Annotated in this window: 25 protein-coding genes; 14 read left to right on the top strand and 11 right to left on the bottom strand. The window is 58.4% G+C overall.

Annotated elements, in window-relative coordinates; all coding sequences use genetic code 11:
* Nucleotides 1–55 precede the first annotated feature (55 nt).
* The 3 genes from queG to QOL67_RS02100 are packed head-to-tail and all read left to right on the top strand — an operon-like array spanning nt 56 to nt 2,204.
* Entirely contained in the window at nt 56–1,093 is a 1,038-nt protein-coding gene (gene queG, locus QOL67_RS02110) for a tRNA epoxyqueuosine(34) reductase QueG (protein WP_283424284.1), read from the top strand.
* Entirely contained in the window at nt 1,093–1,737 is a 645-nt protein-coding gene (locus QOL67_RS02105; protein WP_283424283.1) for a glutathione S-transferase family protein, read from the top strand. Before queG ends, QOL67_RS02105 begins: the two co-directional genes overlap by 1 nt.
* Nucleotides 1,734–2,204: a hypothetical protein gene (locus QOL67_RS02100; RefSeq protein WP_283424282.1), complete on the top strand. Its 471-nt coding sequence runs from the start codon at nt 1,734–1,736 to the stop codon at nt 2,202–2,204. The genes QOL67_RS02105 and QOL67_RS02100 overlap by 4 nt, the downstream gene beginning before the upstream one ends.
* A gap of 26 nt (nt 2,205–2,230) precedes the next feature.
* Here the strand turns inward: QOL67_RS02100 and msrA are convergent, their stop codons facing one another.
* The 8 genes from msrA to QOL67_RS02060 all read right to left on the bottom strand — a co-directional run bounded on the left by msrA (nt 2,231) and on the right by QOL67_RS02060 (nt 8,676).
* A complete protein-coding gene (gene msrA, locus QOL67_RS02095) occupies nt 2,231–2,731 on the bottom strand; it encodes a peptide-methionine (S)-S-oxide reductase MsrA (RefSeq protein ID WP_283424281.1) in 501 nt (166 codons plus the stop codon).
* Entirely contained in the window at nt 2,728–3,180 is a 453-nt protein-coding gene (gene msrB, locus QOL67_RS02090; RefSeq protein ID WP_283424280.1) for a peptide-methionine (R)-S-oxide reductase MsrB, read from the bottom strand. The genes msrA and msrB overlap by 4 nt, the downstream gene beginning before the upstream one ends.
* 133 nt (nt 3,181–3,313) lie before the next feature.
* Nucleotides 3,314–3,721 carry a thioredoxin family protein gene (locus QOL67_RS02085; protein WP_283424279.1) on the bottom strand — a complete coding sequence of 136 codons (408 nt, stop codon included), beginning with the start codon at nt 3,719–3,721 and terminating at the stop codon, nt 3,314–3,316.
* A gap of 14 nt (nt 3,722–3,735) precedes the next feature.
* Nucleotides 3,736–4,449 (bottom strand): cytochrome c biogenesis CcdA family protein, encoded by a 714-nt coding sequence (locus QOL67_RS02080; protein WP_283424278.1) that lies wholly within the window; start codon nt 4,447–4,449, stop codon nt 3,736–3,738.
* Nucleotides 4,450–4,506: 57 nt separating this feature from the next.
* Nucleotides 4,507–5,382 carry a DMT family transporter gene (locus tag QOL67_RS02075; protein ID WP_283424277.1) on the bottom strand — a complete coding sequence of 292 codons (876 nt, stop codon included), beginning with the start codon at nt 5,380–5,382 and terminating at the stop codon, nt 4,507–4,509.
* Between the two features lie 90 nt (nt 5,383–5,472).
* A complete protein-coding gene (locus QOL67_RS02070; RefSeq protein WP_283424276.1) occupies nt 5,473–6,540 on the bottom strand; it encodes a DUF2955 domain-containing protein in 1,068 nt (355 codons plus the stop codon).
* Complete coding sequence (locus tag QOL67_RS02065) at nt 6,530–7,594, bottom strand: HlyD family secretion protein (RefSeq protein WP_283424275.1); 1,065 nt, start codon at nt 7,592–7,594, stop codon at nt 6,530–6,532. The genes QOL67_RS02070 and QOL67_RS02065 overlap by 11 nt, the downstream gene beginning before the upstream one ends.
* Nucleotides 7,591–8,676, bottom strand: coding sequence for an AI-2E family transporter (locus tag QOL67_RS02060; RefSeq protein WP_283424274.1), 1,086 nt, complete (start codon nt 8,674–8,676; stop codon nt 7,591–7,593). Before QOL67_RS02060 ends, QOL67_RS02065 begins: the two co-directional genes overlap by 4 nt.
* A 115-nt stretch (nt 8,677–8,791) precedes the next feature.
* On the opposite strand from QOL67_RS02060, the gene QOL67_RS02055 reads away from it, so the two are divergent.
* The 4 genes from QOL67_RS02055 (at nt 8,792) to QOL67_RS02040 (ending at nt 11,738) form a co-directional block, all read left to right on the top strand.
* Nucleotides 8,792–9,448 carry a potassium channel family protein gene (locus QOL67_RS02055; protein WP_283424273.1) on the top strand — a complete coding sequence of 219 codons (657 nt, stop codon included), beginning with the start codon at nt 8,792–8,794 and terminating at the stop codon, nt 9,446–9,448.
* Nucleotides 9,445–9,828 (top strand): VOC family protein, encoded by a 384-nt coding sequence (locus tag QOL67_RS02050; protein ID WP_283424272.1) that lies wholly within the window; start codon nt 9,445–9,447, stop codon nt 9,826–9,828. The genes QOL67_RS02055 and QOL67_RS02050 overlap by 4 nt, the downstream gene beginning before the upstream one ends.
* Nucleotides 9,829–9,960: 132 nt before the next feature.
* Nucleotides 9,961–11,067, top strand: a complete 1,107-nt coding sequence (gene aroC / locus QOL67_RS02045; protein ID WP_283424271.1) for a chorismate synthase — start codon at nt 9,961–9,963, stop codon at nt 11,065–11,067.
* A complete protein-coding gene (locus QOL67_RS02040; protein WP_283424270.1) occupies nt 11,067–11,738 on the top strand; it encodes an HD domain-containing protein in 672 nt (223 codons plus the stop codon). The genes aroC and QOL67_RS02040 overlap by 1 nt, the downstream gene beginning before the upstream one ends.
* On the opposite strand, the gene QOL67_RS02035 is transcribed toward QOL67_RS02040, so the two are convergent.
* Nucleotides 11,735–12,658 carry a DMT family transporter gene (locus QOL67_RS02035; RefSeq protein WP_283424269.1) on the bottom strand — a complete coding sequence of 308 codons (924 nt, stop codon included), beginning with the start codon at nt 12,656–12,658 and terminating at the stop codon, nt 11,735–11,737. The genes QOL67_RS02040 and QOL67_RS02035 overlap by 4 nt on opposite strands.
* A gap of 120 nt (nt 12,659–12,778) precedes the next feature.
* Here QOL67_RS02035 and QOL67_RS02030 point away from each other — a divergent pair, with 120 nt between their 5' ends.
* Nucleotides 12,779–14,281, top strand: a complete 1,503-nt coding sequence (locus QOL67_RS02030) for a malonate--CoA ligase (protein WP_283424268.1) — start codon at nt 12,779–12,781, stop codon at nt 14,279–14,281.
* Between the two features lie 121 nt (nt 14,282–14,402).
* Here QOL67_RS02030 and QOL67_RS02025 read toward each other — a convergent pair whose 3' ends face one another.
* Nucleotides 14,403–15,272, bottom strand: coding sequence for a branched-chain amino acid aminotransferase (locus tag QOL67_RS02025; protein ID WP_283424267.1), 870 nt, complete (start codon nt 15,270–15,272; stop codon nt 14,403–14,405).
* A gap of 176 nt (nt 15,273–15,448) precedes the next feature.
* On the opposite strand from QOL67_RS02025, the gene QOL67_RS02020 reads away from it, so the two are divergent.
* From QOL67_RS02020 to dxs, 6 genes are read left to right on the top strand one after another with little or no spacing between them, the layout of a single operon-like run.
* Nucleotides 15,449–15,946, top strand: coding sequence for a MarR family winged helix-turn-helix transcriptional regulator (locus QOL67_RS02020; RefSeq protein ID WP_283424266.1), 498 nt, complete (start codon nt 15,449–15,451; stop codon nt 15,944–15,946).
* Entirely contained in the window at nt 15,943–16,644 is a 702-nt protein-coding gene (locus QOL67_RS02015; protein ID WP_283424265.1) for a response regulator, read from the top strand. Before QOL67_RS02020 ends, QOL67_RS02015 begins: the two co-directional genes overlap by 4 nt.
* Nucleotides 16,645–16,689: 45 nt before the next feature.
* Entirely contained in the window at nt 16,690–17,625 is a 936-nt protein-coding gene (locus QOL67_RS02010) for a histone deacetylase family protein (protein ID WP_283424264.1), read from the top strand.
* On the top strand, nt 17,622–17,864 hold the full coding sequence (locus tag QOL67_RS02005) for an exodeoxyribonuclease VII small subunit (RefSeq protein ID WP_164643990.1): 243 nt from the start codon (nt 17,622–17,624) through the stop codon (nt 17,862–17,864). Before QOL67_RS02010 ends, QOL67_RS02005 begins: the two co-directional genes overlap by 4 nt.
* A 13-nt stretch (nt 17,865–17,877) precedes the next feature.
* Nucleotides 17,878–18,747: a polyprenyl synthetase family protein gene (locus QOL67_RS02000; protein WP_283424263.1), complete on the top strand. Its 870-nt coding sequence runs from the start codon at nt 17,878–17,880 to the stop codon at nt 18,745–18,747.
* Between the two features lie 15 nt (nt 18,748–18,762).
* On the top strand, nt 18,763–20,691 hold the full coding sequence (gene dxs / locus QOL67_RS01995; protein ID WP_283424262.1) for a 1-deoxy-D-xylulose-5-phosphate synthase: 1,929 nt from the start codon (nt 18,763–18,765) through the stop codon (nt 20,689–20,691).
* Nucleotides 20,692–20,753: 62 nt separating this feature from the next.
* Here the strand turns inward: dxs and QOL67_RS01990 are convergent, their stop codons facing one another.
* Nucleotides 20,754–21,608 (bottom strand): SDR family oxidoreductase, encoded by an 855-nt coding sequence (locus QOL67_RS01990; RefSeq protein ID WP_283424261.1) that lies wholly within the window; start codon nt 21,606–21,608, stop codon nt 20,754–20,756.
* Nucleotides 21,609–21,649 lie beyond the last annotated feature (41 nt).

Genomic DNA, 21,649 nt, shown 5'->3' with positions numbered 1-21,649 from the left:
CGGCCTGACGGCCACACCCCCGAGGATATTTTTGGAATGAGAATGCGGGGCACGTATGGCGGATGATCTGACCACCCGCATGAAGGCGGAAGCGGTGACAATGGGCTTTGATTTGGCCAAAGTGTGTCGCCCGGATGCGGTGGGGCATGTGGCGGCAGGCCTGGCTGGGTTTCTTGAAAAAGGTCATCACGGGCAGATGCAGTGGCTTGAGGCGCGCAAGCATTGGCGGTCTGATCCGTCGGTGCTGTGGCCGGAGGCGCGCTCTGTTATTGTGTTGGGTGAGAGCTACACGCCGGAACATGATCCCACAGCCGTGTTGGGGCAGCCGGATCGGGCGGCGATATCGGTCTATGCGCAGAACCGCGACTACCATGACACGGTGAAAAAGCGTCTGAAACGGCTGGCACGGTGGTTGATTGCGGAGACGGGTCCGGAGACCGAGGTGAAGGTGTTTGTGGATACCGCGCCGGTGCCGGAGAAGCCTTTGGGGCAGGCAGCGGGGCTGGGCTGGCAAGGCAAGCACACCAACCTGGTGAGCCGAGATTTGGGTTCCTGGTTCTTTATTGGCTCGGTGTTCACGACGCTGGAGTTAGACACTGATACAGCCGAAATTGACCATTGCGGGTCATGCCGGTCCTGTCTGGATGCCTGTCCGACCAATGCCTTTCCGGCACCACACAAAATTGATGCAAGGCGCTGCATTTCTTACCTGACAATCGAGCTGCATGGTCCAGTGGACGAAGAGCTGCGCCCCTTGTTGGGCAATCGGATTTATGGCTGTGACGATTGCCTTGCAGCCTGTCCGTGGAACAAGTTTGCCCAAGATGCGCGGGAGATGAAATACCACGCACGCGACGATTTGCTGGCCCCGAAACTGGCTGAGCTGGCAGTATTGCAGGATGCAGAGTTTCGCACATTTTTCTCCGGTTCCCCGATCAAGCGCATTGGGCGCAATCGGTTTGTGCGCAATGTGCTTTATGCAATTGGCAATTCCGGAGATGGCGCATTGAAAGAGGTTGCACAGGGGCTGTGCGACGATGAAGACGCCACGGTGGCGGATGCGGCACGCTGGGCGGTGGAGAGACTGGGCTGATGTCGGGCACCTCCTTCGCGGCACCGGTCACACTGTGTGGCTTTGAAGACAGCATCTATACGAAAGTGGCAATGATGGCGCTGGCAGCCAAACCGGTGGCGTTTGAAATGCAGCATGAGGATCCCTTTGAAAAAGTGGGTGCCGAGTCTCACCCGTTTGGGCGTGTGCCGGTGCTGAAACATGGCGATTTCACTGTGTATGAAACCGGCGCGATCACGCGCTATATCGAGCGGGCATTTGAGGGTGTGTGCCTTGTACCGGACGATGCGGAGTGCGTGGCGCGCATGGATCAAGTGATCGCGATTGCCGACAACTACGCCTATTGGCCGATGGTACGGCAGGCTTATGCCCATGCGGTGGTGCGCAAACAGGCTGGGATCGATTGGGACAAGGCATTGGTGGACGTGGGGCTGGCCGCGGCGGAGATGGTGTTGGCGGAATTGGACACCATCGCGAGGGAAGGGCATGTGCTCAATGGGCTGCGGATCACGTTGGCGGATTGTCAGCTGGCCCCCATGCTGGCGGCGTTTGCGCAGGTGCCCAAAGGGCAAGAGTTGATCGCGCGTCATTGGGCTTTGAACAGGTGGCTGACCTGGATCAGCCACAGCCGGGTGTTTCGGCAGGCAGTTGGGGAGTTGAGATGAGTTACGATCTTTTGGTGTTTGATCCGCAGGTGGCGCCAGTGTCACGTCCTAACTTCATGGCGTGGTATGGGGATCTGACAAAGTGGGAGGAGACGCGCGACTACAACTCCCCTGAAGGGATGACCGGAACCCTGCCTCAGTTTTACAATGTGCTCCGGCGAGAGTTTCCTCCGATGAATGGGCCACACGCTTTTGATTTCGACACGTTGGTTGAGGAAAAGCGCGGATTTTGGCAGCGGCTATTTGGTGGAGCGCAGGCCCTAGAGCCATTTAATGAGAGTCTTGTCACCGACTACAGCTTTGCGCAGAGCGGGCTTTACTTGTCCTTTGCTTGGTCGGTAGCGGAGCAGGCGTATGACCAGGTTGTCCGGTCGGCGCTTGAAACAGGTGTTGGTTTTTTTGACGTGAGCGCAACCGATGGGGTGATTGCGCACACGCCAGAGCAATTGCGTGCTTTGGTGCCCTAGGCTGGCGCGGGCGCCAGCCGTTTCGGTCACCCGTTGCGTTTGGGCAGGACCCAGTCGGGGCGGGCGAAGTGGCAGGTGTAGCCGCCAACGTGCTTTTCCAGATAGTCCTGATGGTGCTCTTCCGCCTGCCAGAAGTCGCTGACAGGTTCGACTTCGGTCACCACTTTGCCGGGCCAAAGACCGGAGGCGTCGACGTCCTTGATGGTATCCTCGGCTACGGCCTTTTGATCCGCATCGGTGTAGTAAATCGCGGAGCGGTACGAGGTGCCTCGGTCATTTCCCTGACGGTTGGGCGTGGTGGGGTCGTGGATTTGGAAGAAGAACTCCAGCAGCTTGCGATAGGAGGTTTTGGCGGGGTCAAAGGTGATCTCGATCGCCTCGGCATGGGTGCCGTGGTTCTCATAGGTCGCATTGGGTACGTCGCCGCCGGTGTATCCGACGCGGGTGGCCATAACGCCATTCATTTTGTGGATCAGATCTTCCATGCCCCAGAAACAGCCACCTGCCAGTACTGCGCGTTCACTCATTGGTCGATCTCCTCTACTTGATCAAGATAAGCGCCATAGCCCTCGCCTTCCATATCGTCGCGGTGCACAAACCGCAGGGAGGCGGAGTTGATACAATAGCGCAGCCCACCACGGTCTTGTGGGCCGTCGGGGAAGACGTGGCCAAGGTGGCTGTCGCCATGTTTGGAGCGCACTTCGGTGCGGATCATGCCAGCGGTGGCATCGTGGTGTTCAGAAACATGGGCCGTTTCAATGGGCTTGGTGAAGCTGGGCCAGCCGCAGCCACTTTCGTATTTGTCAGAGCTGGCAAACAGCGGTTCACCAGAAACCACATCAACGTAGATGCCGGGCTCTTTGTTGTAGAGCAGTTTGCCGGAGCCGGGGCGCTCGGTGCCGTTTTCCTGAGTGACCCAGAATTGTTCATCGGTGAGGGTGGCGATCACATCGGTGTCGCGGGTGTATTTGGTCATGCGCGTCTCCTTCGCTGATCTCAAAGTGGGGATCAGGGTTCTGATGTCAGGCATATGGGAGGAGACGGGGGTTTGAAAAGAGGGGATCACGCCGACGTGTCGCGGTGCAACATTTAGGCGTGATCTGGATTGGTTAGTCTGTGGCCGCAGTGAGGGCCGTGTCCAGGAGGTCCTTGATCTTGGATTTACTGGTGCCAGCGACGATGCGACCAAGTTCCTGATCGCCTTTCAGTGCCACAAGCGTGGAGCGACGCGGGATTTTTAGTGTGCGAGCAAGCTCAGAATTGCTGTGCTGATCCCAGTCGACATTGATGAAAGTGATGGCTTCATCATAGGCCGGATTGGATTGTTTGAGTGCATTGATGGCGCGTTCCTGAGCAGCACAGGTGGTGCACCAGTCGGTTTTGAAATCCAGAAACACGGTGTCGCCCGCGGCGAGGTGTTTTTTCACGAGGCCAGGGGTGTAGTTGATGGAAGCGCGGGCAGCCATGGGCAGGACTAACGTGGCAGAGGCGGAGGCGAGGAATGTGCGACGGTGCATGAGGAGAACTCCTTTTAAAGGGCAACAGAGAGATCGAGCAGCCAAGGGGGGAGGACACCCAAGAGCCAGATTTCGATTACGTGGTGGACATTAAAGAACAGCGCGAGGCCGGTGAGGAAGAAGACACCACCCAGAATAGGGCGGGATTTGGCCGCGATGGCGCGTAGTGTGGCTTGGTGTTTGCTGAGGGCGGAGCGGGCACCGTAGCCGAGGCCAAGGATCAGTGTGGAGACGCCAGCAGCGAAGGCGATCATGATGACGGTGGCGTGGGTGAGGCTTTCACCCTGAGAGGCGAGCGCGATGGCGCCGCCCAGGGTTGGTCCGATGCAGGGGGACCAGACGAGGCCCAAGAGCAGACCGCCGAGGAACTGCCCGCGCAGGGTGGTGTTGTCGATTGCATTGAGGCTTGAGTCGGCGGATGTGGCAACACCAGCTGTGGCGGTGGAAAACGCCATGGAGAAGCGTGGAATGAGAAGGACCGCGCCAAAGGCCATCATCAGGACGGCACCGGCTTTGGAGAGCATGTCCGGCGTGAGGCCAATGGCGTAGCCAAAGACGGTTACGGCCATGCCAAACACCACAAAGGACAGGCTCATGCCAAGCGCCAAGGCGGCGGGGCCATGACGAGACGCTTGCAAGGCGCTGGTCAAGACGATGGGCAAAACCGGGACCACACAGGGGTTGATCAGGGTTAGCAGACCCGCGCCATATGCAAAGAGGTATTCCATACACCTCTTGTGCCAACGGCGGCGGGCAGTGTCATGTCAAACAGTGGTGCCGCTGGATCACTTGGCCGTGTGCGATTGTTTCGAAAGCTGCACGGCGAGGATGCCGGCACAGATCACGGCGACGCCAACGATGTCCCAGAAACCGAGTTTTTCCCCAAGGACCATGGCGGCGATGGCAACCCCGAAAAACGGGTTGAGGAAGTGGAAGGTGGCGGCTTTTACGGCGCCGATGCGGGCGACAAGGGCAAACCAGATCCAAGTGGCAAACAGGCCAGGCGCGAGGATTGTGTAGATGAAAGCGGTCAGCATCTTGGGGTTCCAATTGACCGTCCAGGTTTCGAACACCAGAGACGCGCCGAGCAGAACAATGGCGCCGACAAACATCTGCAAGCCAACAATCATCATCATATTGCCACCGGAGGACGCGTTGCGCACGGCAAGGGTGGCAATTGCCAGTGCAGTGGCGCCGATCACGCAGAGCAGCACGCCGAAGAGGTCGACGCCGTCACTGATGCGCCCCGCCATGATCAGCAGCACACCACCAAAGCCGACGATGAGGCCAATGGTGCCCATGGGGCTGAGCTTCTCACCTTTGGCGGCCCAGCCAAGCAGGGCCACGATCAGCGGCATGGTGGAGGCGATGATCGATGCAAGGGAGGCCTCAATGGTGGTCATCGCGGTGAAGTTCAGGCCCAGATAGAGCGCGTTTTGGCAGAGACCAAAGATGATCGTGGCGCGCCATTGGGCAGGTGTGAGGTGCCACGATTGGCCCAGTGCGCGGGCGATGATCACGCCGATGGTGCCTGCAATGGCAAAGCGGAGGGAAGAGATCATCAGGGGCGGCGCATCAGCCACAATGATGCGCGCGGAGGTGAAGGCAGAGGACCAGATCAGGGCAAACAGCAGCCCCATGCCAAGTGCGCGGATGTCCATGATGCCTGCCTCAAGTCGTTGCTTTGTGATGATGTTCGCTGGCGCGATGTAAACGCAACGAGAAGCGGGCTGCAAGCGATGGTTTGGGGATCAGACCTTGGCGCGCCTGAGTAAGGATCTCAGGCCTTTTCGGCTGCGTTTCTTTTTCTTTTCCGGGTCAAGCGGGAAGAAGGCATCCACTACAATGTAGGCGATCAACACAAAGATCAGCGCATTGCCGATTTGCACAAGGCGGTCGATCATTTTTACGTCAGCGTCGTCGCCAAAGGGCGCGATCGAGCCGCCAAAAAGGATCACGGTTGTGGTCAGGGCTGTGCCCGCCATGGAGGCATCAGGTCGGTCGGAGACAAACCAGAAGGCCAGCAAGAAGGCAGCCACTGCAAAGACCAAAAATGCGGTCAGCATCAGAGGGGCAATCACGGTCAATTCGTAACAGGCGATGGACACCAAGCCGCCAATGAAGTTGGCTTTGAGCATGGTTTTGGCCACGGTGGGACCTGCAGCAGTTGCGGTTGAAAGCTGCTGAGACAAGATCGCCACAAACAGAAGGGTCACCAGCGCACCGCTGCCGATCAGGTAAAAATAGATCGCAAACGGAATGGTGACCAGCGACATGCGCAGCACCAAACGGTTGGGATCATAGTGTGGCGCTTCGGGTTTGGTGGCTGCGGCCACGCCGCGGGGTGTGGGTGGGTAAAACTTGAACATGGCCACGGTCCAAAGCCATGCAAGGACCAAATTGAGTGGAATCCAGATCACCAGCGTCAGAGCGAGTTCCTGTGAGGTGAGCACCAGAGTTGGCAGCATGAGGGCTGCCATGAGCGCCAACACAACGCTCAGCATACCCGCCCCTTTGGTGGACCAGTAAAAACTTGTCGCTACGGCCAGAGCAAGCGCCATCAGAAACGGCACAGGGTAGGGAGAAAGGGCGGAGGAAATCAGCCAAGAAAATACCAGAAACACCACTGCGTGGCGGAACAGGGTGCGAATGGCAATCGGCGGCATTGGGCCGGGCGCCTGCAAAAACAGCACTACAAAAACCGTACAAATAGTGGCCAATGGCCAGCCGATCAGGATGGCGAGAGCAAAGTGGCCCGCCACCCCCACAGCCAGTCGGATGCCACGATTGTCGGCCCCGGTTTGTGCCTCAGTAGGCATAGGAAAGCCAAGAAACCAGTTTGATATAGACGCGGCCAACCAAGTTCAGAAAGCCGTTGTCGTTGGTGTAGACAATCACATCGGCCTGACCGTTTACATTAAAACGGACGTCATCGGTTTCATCGCCAACGGTGTAGCCTGGCAAGATGATGCGCAGGGCAAAGCGTTGCGGGTCTCGCAGCCAACCGTTGACACGCGGAATTTCAGTTGCCTCGCCGGGCTTGCTTTTGGTGCCGTCCGAACTTGCGGCGCTGAGACTGGCCACTTCGCCTTTGAAGATTTTGCCGGGATGCATGTCCAAAACCACGTCTACCGGATCACCTACCTTGATATTGCCAAGATTGTTTTCGGTCATATAGGCCTCGATCCAGACGTTTGTGGCGTCCAGAAATGTCATCAAGCTTTGACCAGACTTGGCGTAGTTGCCTTCGGCGATGTCCAGATCAGAAAGCACACCACGGGCAGGCGCTTCCAAATTGGTCCAGCTGAGTTTTAGCTCAGCGTCGGCCAGCTTGGCCAAGGCGGCTTGAATGCGCGGGTTGTCCGCGCCAGTGCTGCCGAGCGCTTGCTTTTCGCTTTCCAGGTTGGCTTCTGCTTGATCCAGCTCTGCTTCCGCATCCGCCAAGAGGCGACGGGATTCGTCAGCTTTAGCAATGGCCACCAGGCCCTTTTTCTCGAGATCAAACACACGAGCGGATTGCAGGCGTTCGGTTTCCAGATCGGTTTGAGCACGCGTCACCCGTGCCTGAGCGCTGCTGACGTCGGCGCTGTCGGCACCCACATCTTGGGTGGCGCGTTCCAAATCGGCTTCGGCGCTTTGCTTCTGGATCTCAAACTGGCGCGGGTCGATGCGGGCAATAACTGTGCCCGCTTCGACAATTTCGCCGTTGCCCGCGTTGATTTCGATCACCGTGCCGGAGACCTGTGGCGTGATCGGCGTGATGATCGCTTTCACACGGGCGTTGGAGGTGAAGGGCGTGATGCGATCGGCCGCAAGATACCAGAGCACTACGATGAACAGCAGAGCGAGTGTGCTCCAGAAGGTGCGTTTCATTTGGCTGCGTCCTCCAAAGCCTGGGCGTCCGCCTCGATTTCTTGAGCAACTTCGGCGTCCATCCAAGCGACGACAAGTTCATAGAATACCGATAAGATCACCGGACCGATAAAGATGCCGATCAGACCGCCAGAGAGCACGCCGCCGATCACCCCCACAAGGATCACCAGGATTGGGGTGTTTAGACCTTTTGCAATGAAGATTGGCCGCAAAAAATTGTCCATCAACATCAGCGGAATCATGATGGCAGTGAACAGCAGGGCTGCGCCGGTGCCCATGGATCCCCAAGCCCAGATCACCAGAGGAATCACAACGATCGTTGGGCCCACTTGAATGATGCCAAGGATCAGGACGACAACGGCCAATGGACCCGCTGCATCGATGCCAAACAGCACCATCACGACCCCCATAAGACCTGCTTGGATTGCGGCCACGCCCAGCACGCCGCGTGAGACGTTGCGCACTGTGGCTGCGGCCATCTCGACAAATTCGCCACCTTTAGGGGCAAAAACGCGGTTGCCAAATTTCTGCACCATGTCGCCGAGTTTTGGCCCCGGGGAGAGCATCATGCCCATGACAATCACCGAGAGTGCCATGGCGAGAAGTTGGAAGCTGAGCCCTGCGACGGCGCCGCCAACGGTGGAGGCAAAGCCGAGCACAACATCGCCATAGCGTTCCAAGGCAAGGGCGAGGTTGTTGTTGAACAGGTTCCAGATTTCGGTGGCTTTGGGGCCAACAAGAGTAAGTTCGCTCAAGCCTTCGGGGGCTGGCGGCAGGTCGAGATTACCACTTTGCAGCTTGTCGCTGAGGTCGTTGAAATGGGCGAAGAAACCGCTGAGCGAAGCCCAGAGCGGGCCAATGGTCAAGCCGAGACCTAACAGGGTGATGATGGTAGACGCCCAGCCGCGACGTCCGCCAAGTTTGGTGGAAAGCCATTCAAACAAAGGGTATATCGCCACTGCAAGGATGATGGCCCAGACCACAATGCCAGAGAGTGGCAGGATGATTGTGAATGCGGCAAATGCAAATATGCCTAGAAACAGCAAGCGAATGCCAAGGTCGATCAAACGTCTTTCATCCATCGCAAAGTCCTTCCCAAATTGTTCAATATCCGCGTAGGCTGGCCAAGTAATTGTGGCTTATGCGGTTGTTATAGCGGCATCTTTGCACAGCCTTAGGTGATTTGAGGACAAAAAAATGAACAGCGACAGTGAAATGAGAGTGCCTGAGGGCTTTTTTCGGAAACATCGGTGGTCGATTTTATTGGGCCTGTTGGTTGTTTTGATGCTGCTGGATGGGTTGGATGATCGTTTTGCATGGTCCAGCACCGCAGGGCTCTGGGGGATGAGTTTCCTGTTTCTCGGTGTGGTTGGCGCAACCGAACGGAACACGTTTTTGCGGGTGATGATGGCGGTGCCGGTGATGGGGTGGTTTTTACTGCTGATCATGGCGGAGTTTTTGGGCATGACCGTGAATGGTGGATTGTATGCTTTGGCGGCGATCATGCTGTTTGGCTCGATGATCATCAGCTTTCGCCAGCTTTTTGCGCCGGTGCATTCGGAGTACGAGCGGCTCTCCAGTGGTGTGTTCGGGTATCTTCTGATCGCGATGCTGTGGGGGCTGATTTATTGGCGGATTGAGGCGGCGTATCCGGGGTCGTTCAACCTGCCGGAGGACATTGTCGGGCAGAAGGCCGGGTTTGTGTATTTCTCGATGATCACTATGACCACGGTGGGGTATGGAGAAATCACTCCGGCGGCGAGCCTTACCCGCATGTTGACGGGTATGCAGGCGATTGTCGGCACGATGTTTGTGGCGATCTTCATCGGTCGCATTGTGGGGCGTTTGAAGTGAGCGACGTTCAGGCGCAGATCTCCTGGGTTTATACAGAGAAGCTGGACACGGCGGCGGGGTTCTACCGCGATGTGTTGCGATTGCCGGTGGTACGGGATGCAGGCAGCGCTTTGATCTTTGAAACCGCACCGGGTGCGCGGCTGGGGCTCTGTGAGGCCTTTGACGGGCGTGTGGTGGAGCCGAAAGGCGGCATGATCACGCTTTTGGTCGCAAACCGCGCCGCGGTGGATGACTGGTACCAGCGGGTGACCGCTGCGGGCGCGACTTTGCGCGGAGCGCCGGAGGTATTGGAGACATTTGGGATCTACAGTTTCTTCTGCGAAGACCCGAATAGCTATGTGGTTGAAGTACAGTGTTTTCTGGATGAGGCGCAACAGTAAGCGAAGGGTGTCGAATCAGTTTCATTGTTAAGCGAGTGTGGCTTTGGCGGGGCGTCACGTCGCAAAAGCCCTGCGCTGGCTTCCCCCTTGGAGCCAATGGCGCTAAAGGTGCGGTGAAACGGGAGTTGCTGCATGTCGATGAATAGCTTTGGACATCTTTTTCGCGTCACCACTTGGGGTGAGAGCCACGGGCCTGCGCTGGGCGCGACGGTGGATGGATGCCCTCCGGGAGTGCCAGTGGATGAGGCGATGTTGCAGCAGTGGCTGGACAAGCGCCGTCCCGGTCAGAACAAGAACACCACACAGCGAAATGAGCCCGATGCGGTGAAAATCTTGTCTGGCGTGTTTGAGGGAAAAACAACAGGCACGTCGATCCAATTAATGATCGAGAACACCGATCAGCGCAGCCGGGACTATGGCGAGATCAGCCAGACATTCCGTCCCGGTCATGCGGATATCACCTATCATCTGAAATACGGCAATCGTGATTATCGCGGCGGTGGACGCAGCTCTGCACGGGAAACGGCGGCGCGGGTGGCGGCTGGTGGCATTGCACGCGAAGCGATCAAGGCGCTGGCGCCCAATCTTGAGATCAAAGGCTACATGACCAAAATGGGCGCGATGGAGATCGATCGCGACAATTTCCATTGGGACGCGATTGACCGCAATGATTTCTGGATTCCACAGAGTGCCGACGTGGCGCAAGAGTGGGAAGACTACCTGCAAGCGCTGCGCAAAGAGCATGACAGTGTTGGCGGCGTGGTCGAGGTTGTGGCGCGCAATGTGCCCGCCGGGATTGGTGCGCCGGTCTATAGCAAGCTTGATACCGATTTGGCGGCGGCGATGATGTCGATCAACGCCGTAAAAGGCGTTGAGATTGGCGAAGGCATGGCGGCGGCGGGCTTGAAAGGCTCTGAGAACGCTGATGAGATTTTCATGGGCAACGATGGCCAACCGGTGTTTTCGTCCAACCATGCGGGCGGAATTTTGGGCGGAATTTCCACCGGTCAGGATGTGGTTGTGCGCTTTGCGGTGAAGCCGACCAGCTCGATTCTCACCCCGCGCAAGTCGATCCGTATTGACGGCAGTTCGACTGAAGTGATCACTAAGGGGCGCCATGATCCCTGCGTTGGCATCCGTGCGGTGCCAGTGGGGGAGGCGATGATGGCCTGTGTGATCCTTGATCACCTGTTGCTGCATCGCGGTCAGGTTGGTGAAAATCAGGGCAAGATTGGCTGATGCTGGACAGCGTTGATCTGAGCGACCTGAGTGAGGCTCTGCGCGCGGAAGCGGCGGAGCGTATGGCGCAGGACAGCGCGCATGATCTGGCGCATTTGGATCGGGTTTGGACCTCAGCGCAGGCTTTGGCAGAGGCGGAAGGTGGGGCCGATTTGCGGGTGCTGCTGGGAGCGAGCTATCTGCATGATCTGGTGAATCTGCCCAAGGATTCGCCCAATCGGGCGCGGGCCAGTACGATGGCGGCCGGCGCTGCAGCGCCGATTTTGCGCAGTCATGGGTTCACCAATCACGAGGTGGCAGCGGCGCAGCACGCGATTGCCACCCATAGTTTCTCTGCCGGCTTGAAGCCGAAGTCGCTGGAAGCACGCATTTTGCGGGATGCGGACCGGCTGGATGCGCTGGGCGCGATTGGCATTGCGCGCACCTTTGCGGTTGGTGGGGCTTTGGGCCGGGCGCTTTATGACGAGAATGACCCGTTTGCCGAACATCGCGCATTGGATGACAGTGCTTGGGCGTTGGATCATTGGCCGATGAAACTTTTCCGGTTGGCAGAGGATATGCAGACCGTGGCGGGGAAAATGACGGCCGAAGAGCGGATTGCCGAGATGCGGGCTTATGCGCAGGTTTTGGCGGGAGAGCTGGGGCGTGAGTTGCCGGAGAGCTGGGTCTAGCCCTGTGGCGTAATCCCAGGGCGGGCCTTGCCACGTTCCAGGCCCAATTGACGCTCGCGCCAGATGATCAGGATGCCAGCGGAAATCACAATGGCTGCGCCAACGAGCATTTGTGGCGTTGGGATTTCTGAGAACCAAACGTAGCCAATCACAATCGCAAACAGCATGGCCACATAGTCAAATGGGGCCACCACGGAGGCGGGGGCAAAGCGATAACATGATGTCAGCATGATTTGCGCCACACCGCCGATGAGGCCAGCCGTGACCAGCAAAGCGGCCTGTTCCCAGGTGGGGATGACCCAGCCAAACGGCAGAGTCAGCAGCGACAGGCAAGAGGCGGTCAGCGAGAAGTAGAAGACAATGGCGGAGGTCTGATCTGTCTGTACCAGCTTGCGGATGTGAATTTGCGCCAGCGCGCGGAACAGCGCGGACCCAAGCACCAGCATCACACCAATGGTGGCCACGGCTGAGGCCTGATCTGCGTCAAAGATGGTCAGGCGTGGCCAGAGCACAACACAGACCCCAACCAAGCCGATACCAACGGCGGTGAGGCGAAAGGCACGGACCTCTTCGCTCAAAAACATGGATGCAAAAATCACCGTCATCAGCGGCGCGGCAAATCCTATCGCGGTGACTTCGGGCAGCGGCAGCAGGCCAAGTGCGGCAAAGTTCATGCCCATAGAAGTGGTGCCGATCACGCCGCGCCAAACGTGACCCATGGCGTTGGTCACGCGTAGGCCTTGGGGCATTTCTCCACGTTGCAGCAGCCAGACAAAGATCACAAACAGTGCAAAAAACGAGCGGAAGAAGACAGCTTGACCAGCAGGCACGTCATCAGCGGTGGCTTTGATCAGCGCGGCCATGACGGAGAATAGTGCGATCGCGGTGATCTTGAAGGCAATGCCCTTGAACGGCTGCATGTGGGGATGTCCGGCGATTGGGGTTGGCGCGACTGTGGCGCAGGGGCGCAGGATTGACAAGGCGGGCTTGATCTTTGGCAGGCAAGCGGGAAAGGTCCAAGGTGAATACGGAGAGCAGCCATGTATCAGAACAATTATTTGATTGCCGCGTTAAGCGCAGCGGCCGAGGGGCGCGGACGTGAGGTGTTTGCCGAAGTGCCGGGACAGGTACCGGTGACTTTTGGCGGGCTGTTTGCCGGGGCGGAGCGCATGGCGGCGGCTCTGGTGTCCAAAGGTTTGCAGCCCGGAGACCGCGTGGCGGTGCAAGTTGAGAAAACCATTGAGGCGATCCAATTGTATCTGGGCACGGTGATGGCGGGCGGTGTGTTTCTGCCGTTGAACACGGCCTATACGACCTCTGAGGTGGCCTATTTTCTTGGCGATGCCACGCCGCGAGTGGTGGTCTGTGATCCGACTAAGGCGGAGGAGATCACCCCGATTGCCGAAGGCGCAGCGGTGTTGACTTTGGATGGTGCAGGGCAAGGGAGCCTGGCCGAATTGGCGGATGCGCAAACAGGGTTTGAGCCGGTTGCGCGGGGCGCGGATGATCTGGCGGCGATCCTCTATACCTCGGGCACAACGGGGCGCTCCAAAGGCGCGATGCTGAGCCATGACAACCTGCTGTCCAACTCTGAGACGCTGCGCGATTACTGGCAGTTCACCCAGGACGATGTGTTGATCCACGCCTTGCCGATCTTCCACACCCACGGGCTGTTTGTGGCGACCAATGTGGCGCTGCTGTCCGGCGCCTCGGTGGTGTTTCTGGCGAAGTTTGATGCGGATACGATTGTGGACGCGATGCCTAAGGCGACCAGCCTGATGGGTGTGCCAACCTTCTACACGCGGCTCCTAAAAGACGCGCGGCTGACCAAAGACCAAGCGGCCAATATGCGGCTGTTTATCTCCGGCTCGGCACCTTTGTTGGTCGACACCCATGAGCAATGGGAAGCGCGTACAGGGCACCGGATTCTGGAGCGCTACGGCATGACAGAAACCAATATGAGCACGTCCAATCCGTATGAGGGGGAGCGGCGGGCCGGGACGGTGGGCTTCCCGTTGCCGGGGGTTGAGGTGCGGATCGGCGCAGATGACGCTGAAGTGGCGCAAGGTGAGATTGGCGTGCTGGAAGTGCGTGGGCGTAATGTCTTCCAAGGCTATTGGCAGATGCCGGAGAAGACGGCGGAGGAGCTGTTGCCAGATGGTTGGTTCATTACTGGGGATTTGGCCAAGGTAGATGCGGATGGCTATGTCACCATCGTGGGGCGCTCCAAAGATCTGGTGATCACTGGTGGGTTCAATGTGTATCCCAAAGAGATTGAATCGCTGATTGATGATTTAGACGGCGTGCTGGAAAGCGCGGTCATAGGCGTGTCACATGCGGATTTTGGCGAAGCGGTGGTGGCTGTGGTGGTGCGCTCTGATCCCACCTTGACCGAGGCGCAGGTGAGTGGGCCGTTGGCTAAGAGTCTGGCGAAGTTCAAACAGCCGAAGCAGGTGATCTTTCTGCCCGAGTTGCCGCGCAACACTATGGGCAAGGTACAGAAGAAGGCGCTGCGCGAGTCCTACGCAAAGCTGTTCGCCTGATTGCTTCTTCTTGCTCTAAATATTTCGGGGTGCGCCCATCGCAGAAGGGACAGGGGCAGCGCCCCTCAGAAAGCAAAACGGGGGCCAAATGGCCCCCGCTTCTGTTTGACTGTCAGACGGCTTACGCGCGCACGAGCTTTTCATAAGACTCCGCGATGTCGCGGGTGATGTCGCCGACCTCAAAAGTGTAGTCGCCAATCTGGCCCACTGGGGTCACTTCGGCAGCAGTGCCGGTCAGCCAGCATTGTTCAAAGTCCGCCATTTCTTCGGGCATGATGTGACGCTCGATCACGGTGATGCCTTTGTCCTTGAGCATGCCAATCACGGTCTGGCGGGTGATGCCATTCAGGAAACTGTCCGGCAGCGGGGTGTGCACTTCGCCATCTTTCACAAAGAAGATGTTGGCGCCGGTCGCCTCAGCTACATAGCCACGGTAGTCCATGAACAGCGCGTCAGAGCAGCCCTTGGCCTCGGCTTTGTGCTTGGAGATGGTGCAGATCATGTAGAGACCTGCGGCCTTGGCATGTACTGGGATGGTTTCCGGGCTTGGGCGTTTCCATTCGGCGATGTCGAGCTTGGCACCCTGCATCTTGGCGTCGCCGTAATACGCGCCCCAGGCCCAAACGGCGATGGCAACACGGACAGGGTTGGCCGCAGAGGCGACACCCATATCATCCCCGGAACCGCGCCAGACAACCACGCGAACATAGGCGTCCTGTAGACCGGATTTCTTCAGGGTTTCCTGCTTGGCCGCTTCCAACTCGTCCAGCGAGATTGGCATGGGCATGTCCAGCGATTCAGCGGATTTGAACAGGCGCTCGTTGTGCTCGCGGCTTTTGAAAATCTTGCCGTTGTAGGCGCGCTCACCTTCAAAGACGGAGCTGGCATAGTGCAGAGCATGGCTCAGGACGTGCACCTTGGCCTCGCGCCAATCCACAAATTCGCCATCCATCCAGATGACGCCGTCACGATCGTCATATGCACCAGCCATGGTCGTTCCTTTCGCTTTCCAAAATGCGTTCATTTTCATTTGTTGCGCAACATATGGCCGATACGGACATAAAATTGCGCGAAACCTGCGATTCGCTACCAGTTAGCGCTTGGAGTGTCAACAAAGCTGACGTATTGTGACGGTCAAACCCGTCAATTGTGATGCTGGGAGGCCCAATGAGCGATCCAATTCGCAGTGAGAACCTGCTGTATCTCACGGATGAGCAGCTCCGGCAGGGGATAGAGGCGATGTACTTTGCTTACCGTGGTTTTACTGCGGACCCGGATCGAATCCTTGAGAGCCTGGCCTATGGCCGCGCGCATCATCGGGCGATTCACTTTATCAACCGCGCGCCGGGCACCACGGTGACCAATCTGCTCGACATTTTGGGCGTGACCAAACAGTCACTCAATCGTGTGTTGCGCACCCTGATTGAAGATGGGCTTGTTGAAAGTCGTGTAGGCACCTCCGATCGGCGCGAGCGGAACCTTTATTTGACGGAAGACGGGACCGCGTTGGAACGCCGGTTGTCGGACTCACAACGTGCGCGGATGCGGGCGGCGTTTCGCGAGGCTGGCCCGGATGATGTGGCTGGGTTTCGGCGGGTGCTTGAGGCGATGATGGAAGGTGAAATGAAACGACAATACAGATCGCTGAGAGAGACAGGCAAATGAAAGATATCGCCCCTCACCTGTTGATTGTGGATGACGATGAGCGCATTCGCGAGCTTTTGCGCAAGTTTCTCATGCGGCACGGGTTTCTGGTGACGGCGGCGCGGGATGCGGCGCATGCGCGGCGGATTCTCTCGGGTCTCGATTTTGACCTGATCGTGCTCGATGTAATGATGCCGGGCGAAGATGGTATGAGCCTGACCCGTGGCATCCGAGAAACCTCGCAGACACCGGTTTTATTGCTGACTGCCAAAGGGGAAACCGAGGATCGAATTGCCGGGCTTGAGGCGGGGGCGGATGATTACCTGGCCAAGCCGTTTGAGCCCAAAGAGCTATTGTTGCGCATCAATGCCATCCTGCGGCGTATGCCAGAAGTGGATGAGGCGGCCACGGTGCCCAAGGTGCTGCATCTGGGTGGTATTCGCTACGACATTGATCGCGGCGAGATGTGGCAAGGCGAGGAGCCGGTGCGGTTGACCGCGACCGAAAGCCAGCTGATGAAGATTTTCTCCAAGACACCAGGTGAAGCGGTGAGCCGCAGCAAACTGGTTGAAGAATTGGGGCGTGACACAGGGCAAGCGCAGGAACGTGCAGTGGATGTGCAGATCACCCGACTGCGGCGCAAGTTGGAAGAAGACCCAAAGCAGCCGCAGTATTTGCAGACTGTGCGGGGTGCGGGCTACATGTTGGCGCCGGATTAGCGCGGCGACAGTCAAGACTTATGTAAGTGAGAGCGAGGGTGTCTCATGACCACAGCGTTGTTCAGTCACAAAAGTTCATGGAACCATATCACACCAGCCGGTCATGCGGAGCAGGTCGCGCGGATTGAGCATATTCAGGCAACCTTGCGGGACGCGCAATTTGACGCGTTGGATCGGCGGGAGGCACCGGAGTGTTGCGATGCCGATCTATTGTTGTGCCACCCGCAAAGCCATTTGGACACAATCACAGCGGCGGAACCTATCAGTGGCACAGTAGCCTTGGATGGCGACACCTATATGTCGCCGGGCTCCACACTGGCGGCGCGGCACGCGGTCGGCGGTTGTCTGGCGGCTGTGGATGCGGTGATGGCAGGTGAGGTGGGCAATGCCTTTGTGGCCTGTCGTCCGCCGGGGCACCATGCGGAGCAGAGCAAGCCCATGGGCTTTTGTCTGTTTGGCACGGCCGCAATTGCCGCGAAACATGCGCTGGAACGGCATGGATTGAGCCGTGTGGCGGTGGTGGATTTTGACGTGCACCACGGCAATGGCACGCAGGCCTTGTTGTGGGATGAACCACGTAGCATGTTTATTGGCAGTCACCAGAACCCGCTGTGGCCGGGAACGGGCATGCAGGAAGAGACCGGTGCCAATGACAACGTGATGAACCTGCCATTGCCGCCACACAGTGACGGGCGGCTGATGCGGGCGACCTATGAGGCGCAGGTGTTTCCGGCCCTGGAGGCGTTTCAGCCGGAGTTGTTGATCCTGTCTGCGGGCTTTGATGCCCACAAAGATGATCCACTGGCGCAGTTGGAATGGATCGAGGAGGACTTTACCTGGTTGACGCAGAAGCTTTGTGATGTGGCGGATCAGCATTGTGGCGGGCGCGTGGTCTCGACTTTGGAAGGTGGATATGATCTGAACGCTTTGGCAGCGTCGGTGGCGGCGCATGTCGGGGTTTTGATGGAGAGAGCCAAATGAGCGACACACCTGTGGAAGAGATGAGCTTTGAAGCGGCAATGCGTGAGCTGGAGCAGGTTGTGGGCCAGTTGGAACGTGGTGATGTGGAGCTGGAGAAATCCATTACGCTCTATGAGCGCGGGGCAGCTTTGAAAGCGCGCTGTGAGGCCAAGCTGAAAGAGGCCGAAGAGAAGGTGGCCGCGATCACTTTGGACGGCAATGGCACCCCAGCCGGTTTGACACCGGTTGAAGGCATGTAAGCGTCCTGCAGCGATGTTTGAGACACGTCTGAAAGAAGCAGCGACGCAAGTGGAAGCGCATCTGCTCGCGGTGATGGCGCCGTTTGGTGATCTGCCGGTGGTGGGGGCCATGCGCTATGCCAGCGCGGGTGGCAAGCGATTGCGGGCGTTTCTCGTGCTGGAAAGCGCGCGGTTACATGGGGTTGATCCTCAACAGGCGATCTGGCCAGCGACCGCGATTGAGGCGATGCACGCCTATTCGCTGGTGCATGATGACCTGCCGTGCATGGATGACGATGACATGCGGCGCGGGCTGCCCACGACACACATCAAATGGGATGAGTGCACCGCTGTGTTGGCGGGTGATGCCTTGCAGACCTTGGCGTTTGAATGTGTGAGCCGGAATGAGTGTCACGACGATGCGGCGGTGCGGGCGGAGTTGACCGTGTCGCTGGCGCGGGCTGCTGGCGCGCAGGGCATGGTGCTGGGTCAGGCGCTGGATATTGCCGCGGAGACGGCACCCGTGCCTTTGACGTTGCAAGAGATTACACGGTTGCAAGCGGGCAAGACCGGCGCGTTGATTGCCTGGTCGGCTACCGCAGGCGCGGTGATGGGCAAAGCGGATATTGAGCCGTTGATGCGCTATTCGCTGGATTTGGGACTGGCGTTTCAGATCGCTGACGACATTTTGGATGTCGAAGGGGATGCCGCAAAAGTTGGCAAGGCGGTTGGCAAAGATGCGGACGCCGGCAAAGCAACCTTTGTTTCTTTGCTGGGTTTGGACGGTGCCAAAATGCGCGCCCGCGACCTTGTGACGGATGCATGTGACGCGCTTTCCATTTACGGTAAAGATGCGGATACCTTGCGGGAGGCGGCGCGTTTCGTTATCTCGCGAGACAGCTAACCGGAAGGCGCGCCTATGTCAGCGAGACCCCAGACCCCATTGTTGGATCAAGTGACCCTGCCTGAAGACCTAAAGAGGTTTTCGGACAGCGAGTTGACGCAGATTGCGCATGAGTTGCGGTCTGAGACCATTTCGGCGGTTAGTGAGACCGGCGGGCACTTGGGTGCTGGGCTTGGCGTGGTGGAACTGACCGTGGCGTTGCATGCGGTGTTTGACATGCCGCGCGACAAGCTGATCTGGGACGTGGGTCACCAGTGTTATCCACATAAGATTTTGACTGGGCGACGCGATCGGATTCGCACCCTGCGCCAAGAAGGCGGCCTGTCCGGATTTACCAAACGCAGCGAGAGCGTGTTTGACCCGTTTGGCGCGGCGCATTCTTCAACCTCGATTTCAGCCGCGCTGGGCTTTGCCGTGGCGCGCGATCTAGGTGGGCAATGTGACGGTGGCCTGGGTGACGCAATTGCGGTGATTGGCGATGGGTCGATCACAGCTGGCATGGCCTATGAGGCGATGAACAATGCGGGCCATTTGGGCAAGCGTATGTTTGTGGTGTTGAACGACAACGACATGTCGATTGCGCCGCCTGTGGGCGCGATGAGTGAATACCTCTCGCGTTTGTATGCCGGTGAGCCGTTTCAAGAGCTGCGGTCTGCCGCCAAAGGCGCGGTGAGCCTGTTGCCGGAACCGTTCCGAGAGGGTGCGAAGCGGGCCAAAGATGTGCTCAAAGGCATGACCGTGGGCGGCACGCTGTTTGAGCAGTTGGGGTTCTCCTACGTGGGGCCCATTGACGGGCACGATATGGATCAGTTGCTGCCGCTTTTGCGCACGCTGCGCCAGCGCGCGACGGGGCCGGTACTGCTGCATGTGATCACCAAAAAGGGCAAAGGCTACGCGCCCGCCGAAGCGGCGCGGGACAAAGGCCACGCCACGGCCAAGTTTGATGTGCCAACCGGCAAGCAGCACAAAGCACCGTCAAATGCCCCGAGCTATACCTCGGTGTTTGGAAATGCACTGGTGGAGGCTGCCGCTGAGGACAGCCGAATTTGTGCGGTCACAGCGGCCATGCCAGATGGCACAGGCTTGGGGCTGTTCGCGGAGCGCTACCCAAGTCGCTGTTTTGATGTGGCGATTGCCGAACAACATGGTGTTACGTTTTCTGCCGCATTGGCGGCGGGCGGCATGAAGCCGTTCTGCGCGATGTATTCAACGTTCCTGCAACGTGGCTATGACCAGGTGGTGCATGATGTGGCCATTCAGCGCCTGCCGGTGCGCTTTGCAATTGATCGTGCCGGGCTGGTTGGCGCGGATGGGGCCACACATGCGGGCAGTTTTGACGTGGCCTTTATGGCCAACCTGCCGGGCATGGTGGTGATGGCGGCGGCGGATGAAGCTGAGTTAAAACATATGGTGGCCACCGCGGCGGCCTATGACGACGGGCCAATTGCTTTCCGCTATCCGCGTGGCGAAGGCGTGGGTGTGGAACTACCAGAACGCGGCGAAGTGCTGGAAATTGGCAAAGGCCGGGTGGTGCAGGACGGCAGTCGCGTTGCGCTGTTGTCTTTTGGCACGCGGTTGGAAGAAACCCGCAAGGCGGCTGAGGCGCTGGTGGCGCGAGGCATCACGCCAACGATTGCCGATGCGCGGTTTGCTAAGCCATTGGATCGGGACATGATCCTTGAGCTGGCGGCCAATCATGAGGCGCTGATCACCATCGAAGAAGGCGCCGTCGGCGGCTTTGGCAGCCATGTGGCGCAGCTATTGGCTGACGAAGGCGTGTTTGATGGCGGGCTGAAGTATCGCTCGATGGTGCTGCCGGACACGTTTATTGATCAGGCCAGCCCGAAGGCGATGTATGATGTAGCGGCGATGAATGCCGAGCAGATCGAAGCCAAAGTGTTGGATGCGCTGGGCATTGCCACATTGGACAGCAAGCGGGCGTGATCTTCTGAAGGATTGGGGGCCTGCCCCCAAACCCCCGGGATATTTTCAGAATGAGAATGCGCTTAGGCGGTTTCGTCTTGCAGCATGGCTTTTAGCGCGTCTTGGTAATTTGGATATTTTAGGACCACACCCAATTCCGCTTTGATGCGGTTGTTGCGCACGCGTTTGCTGTCAGAATAAAAGCTGCGCGCCATTGGGCTCATCTCTGCTTCTTCAAACGGGATTTCCGGTGGCGGGGCCATACCCAGAAGCTCTGCGGCATAGGCGAGGATGTCTTGCGGCGGGGCCGGGGTGTCGTCACACACGTTGTAGATTTGGCCCGCGTGGGGGGCCTTTATGGACGCTTCCAACACCTGCGCGATGTCGTCCACATGGGCGCGGGAAAAAACCTGGTTTTTCTTTATGATGCGCCGAGCCGTGCCGTTGCGCAGCTTTGCAAACGGGCCGCGACCAGGGCCGTAGATGCCGGCCAGGCGGAAGATGTGCAGTGGCAGATCAGGCAGCGCCTGCCATTCGGCTTCAGCCAACACGCGCATTTTGCCGCGATGGCCACCAGGATCCAGCGGAGTGTCTTCATCAACCCAGTCGCCATCCATGTCGCCGTAGACGCCGGTGGTCGAGAGATACCCTAGCCATTCCAAATTGGGGGCAGCCTTTTGCAACGCGTCGTTGCCGAGGCGCAGCACCGGATCGCCGTCTTTGTCGGGGCGGATGGAGGTCAGTACGTGGGTCACGTCTTTCAGCGCGGTCTCAAAATCAATGGGCCATTGCAACGGCGTGATGCCTTGGGCGCGTAGCTCGGCCTCTTGTGCCGGGTCGCGATAGGTGCCGAGAATGGTCCAGCCTTGCGGTAGAAGACGGGTGGCGAGGGCCTGGGCGGTATAGCCATGGCCGAGCGAAAGTAGGGTCTTGGTCATGGGGTCACTTTGCGCCCGCGGGTCCGCGGGCACAAGAGCTG

The organism is Shimia sagamensis, assembly GCF_900182745.1.
GTDB classification, from domain to species: domain Bacteria; phylum Pseudomonadota; class Alphaproteobacteria; order Rhodobacterales; family Rhodobacteraceae; genus Shimia; species Shimia sagamensis.
The sequence above is the reverse complement of the archived record's forward strand: the minus strand, read 5'-3'. Positions and strand labels throughout refer to the sequence as shown.

Bases quoted from the DNA above. Each gene is read 5' to 3' on its own strand.
- QOL67_RS02075 (WP_283424277.1), bottom strand. From the start codon at position 5,382: ATGGACATCCGCGCACTTGGCATGGGGCTGCTGTTTGCCCTGATCTGG.
- QOL67_RS02055 (WP_283424273.1), top strand. From the start codon at position 8,792: ATGAACAGCGACAGTGAAATGAGAGTGCCTGAGGGCTTTTTTCGGAAA.
- QOL67_RS02010 (WP_283424264.1), top strand. From the start codon at position 16,690: ATGACCACAGCGTTGTTCAGTCACAAAAGTTCATGGAACCATATCACA.
- QOL67_RS02000 (WP_283424263.1), top strand. From the start codon at position 17,878: ATGTTTGAGACACGTCTGAAAGAAGCAGCGACGCAAGTGGAAGCGCAT.
- QOL67_RS02085 (WP_283424279.1), bottom strand. From the start codon at position 3,721: ATGCACCGTCGCACATTCCTCGCCTCCGCCTCTGCCACGTTAGTCCTG.
- QOL67_RS02065 (WP_283424275.1), bottom strand. From the start codon at position 7,594: ATGAAACGCACCTTCTGGAGCACACTCGCTCTGCTGTTCATCGTAGTG.
- QOL67_RS02015 (WP_283424265.1), top strand. From the start codon at position 15,943: ATGAAAGATATCGCCCCTCACCTGTTGATTGTGGATGACGATGAGCGC.
- aroC (WP_283424271.1), top strand. From the start codon at position 9,961: ATGTCGATGAATAGCTTTGGACATCTTTTTCGCGTCACCACTTGGGGT.
- QOL67_RS01990 (WP_283424261.1), bottom strand. From the start codon at position 21,608: ATGACCAAGACCCTACTTTCGCTCGGCCATGGCTATACCGCCCAGGCC.
- msrA (WP_283424281.1), bottom strand. From the start codon at position 2,731: ATGAGTGAACGCGCAGTACTGGCAGGTGGCTGTTTCTGGGGCATGGAA.
- msrB (WP_283424280.1), bottom strand. From the start codon at position 3,180: ATGACCAAATACACCCGCGACACCGATGTGATCGCCACCCTCACCGAT.
- QOL67_RS02060 (WP_283424274.1), bottom strand. From the start codon at position 8,676: ATGGATGAAAGACGTTTGATCGACCTTGGCATTCGCTTGCTGTTTCTA.
- QOL67_RS02105 (WP_283424283.1), top strand. From the start codon at position 1,093: ATGTCGGGCACCTCCTTCGCGGCACCGGTCACACTGTGTGGCTTTGAA.
- QOL67_RS02035 (WP_283424269.1), bottom strand. From the start codon at position 12,658: ATGCAGCCGTTCAAGGGCATTGCCTTCAAGATCACCGCGATCGCACTA.
- queG (WP_283424284.1), top strand. From the start codon at position 56: ATGGCGGATGATCTGACCACCCGCATGAAGGCGGAAGCGGTGACAATG.
- QOL67_RS02005 (WP_164643990.1), top strand. From the start codon at position 17,622: ATGAGCGACACACCTGTGGAAGAGATGAGCTTTGAAGCGGCAATGCGT.
- QOL67_RS02070 (WP_283424276.1), bottom strand. From the start codon at position 6,540: ATGCCTACTGAGGCACAAACCGGGGCCGACAATCGTGGCATCCGACTG.
- QOL67_RS02100 (WP_283424282.1), top strand. From the start codon at position 1,734: ATGAGTTACGATCTTTTGGTGTTTGATCCGCAGGTGGCGCCAGTGTCA.
- QOL67_RS02030 (WP_283424268.1), top strand. From the start codon at position 12,779: ATGTATCAGAACAATTATTTGATTGCCGCGTTAAGCGCAGCGGCCGAG.
- dxs (WP_283424262.1), top strand. From the start codon at position 18,763: ATGTCAGCGAGACCCCAGACCCCATTGTTGGATCAAGTGACCCTGCCT.
- QOL67_RS02080 (WP_283424278.1), bottom strand. From the start codon at position 4,449: ATGGAATACCTCTTTGCATATGGCGCGGGTCTGCTAACCCTGATCAAC.
- QOL67_RS02020 (WP_283424266.1), top strand. From the start codon at position 15,449: ATGAGCGATCCAATTCGCAGTGAGAACCTGCTGTATCTCACGGATGAG.
- QOL67_RS02025 (WP_283424267.1), bottom strand. From the start codon at position 15,272: ATGGCTGGTGCATATGACGATCGTGACGGCGTCATCTGGATGGATGGC.
- QOL67_RS02040 (WP_283424270.1), top strand. From the start codon at position 11,067: ATGCTGGACAGCGTTGATCTGAGCGACCTGAGTGAGGCTCTGCGCGCG.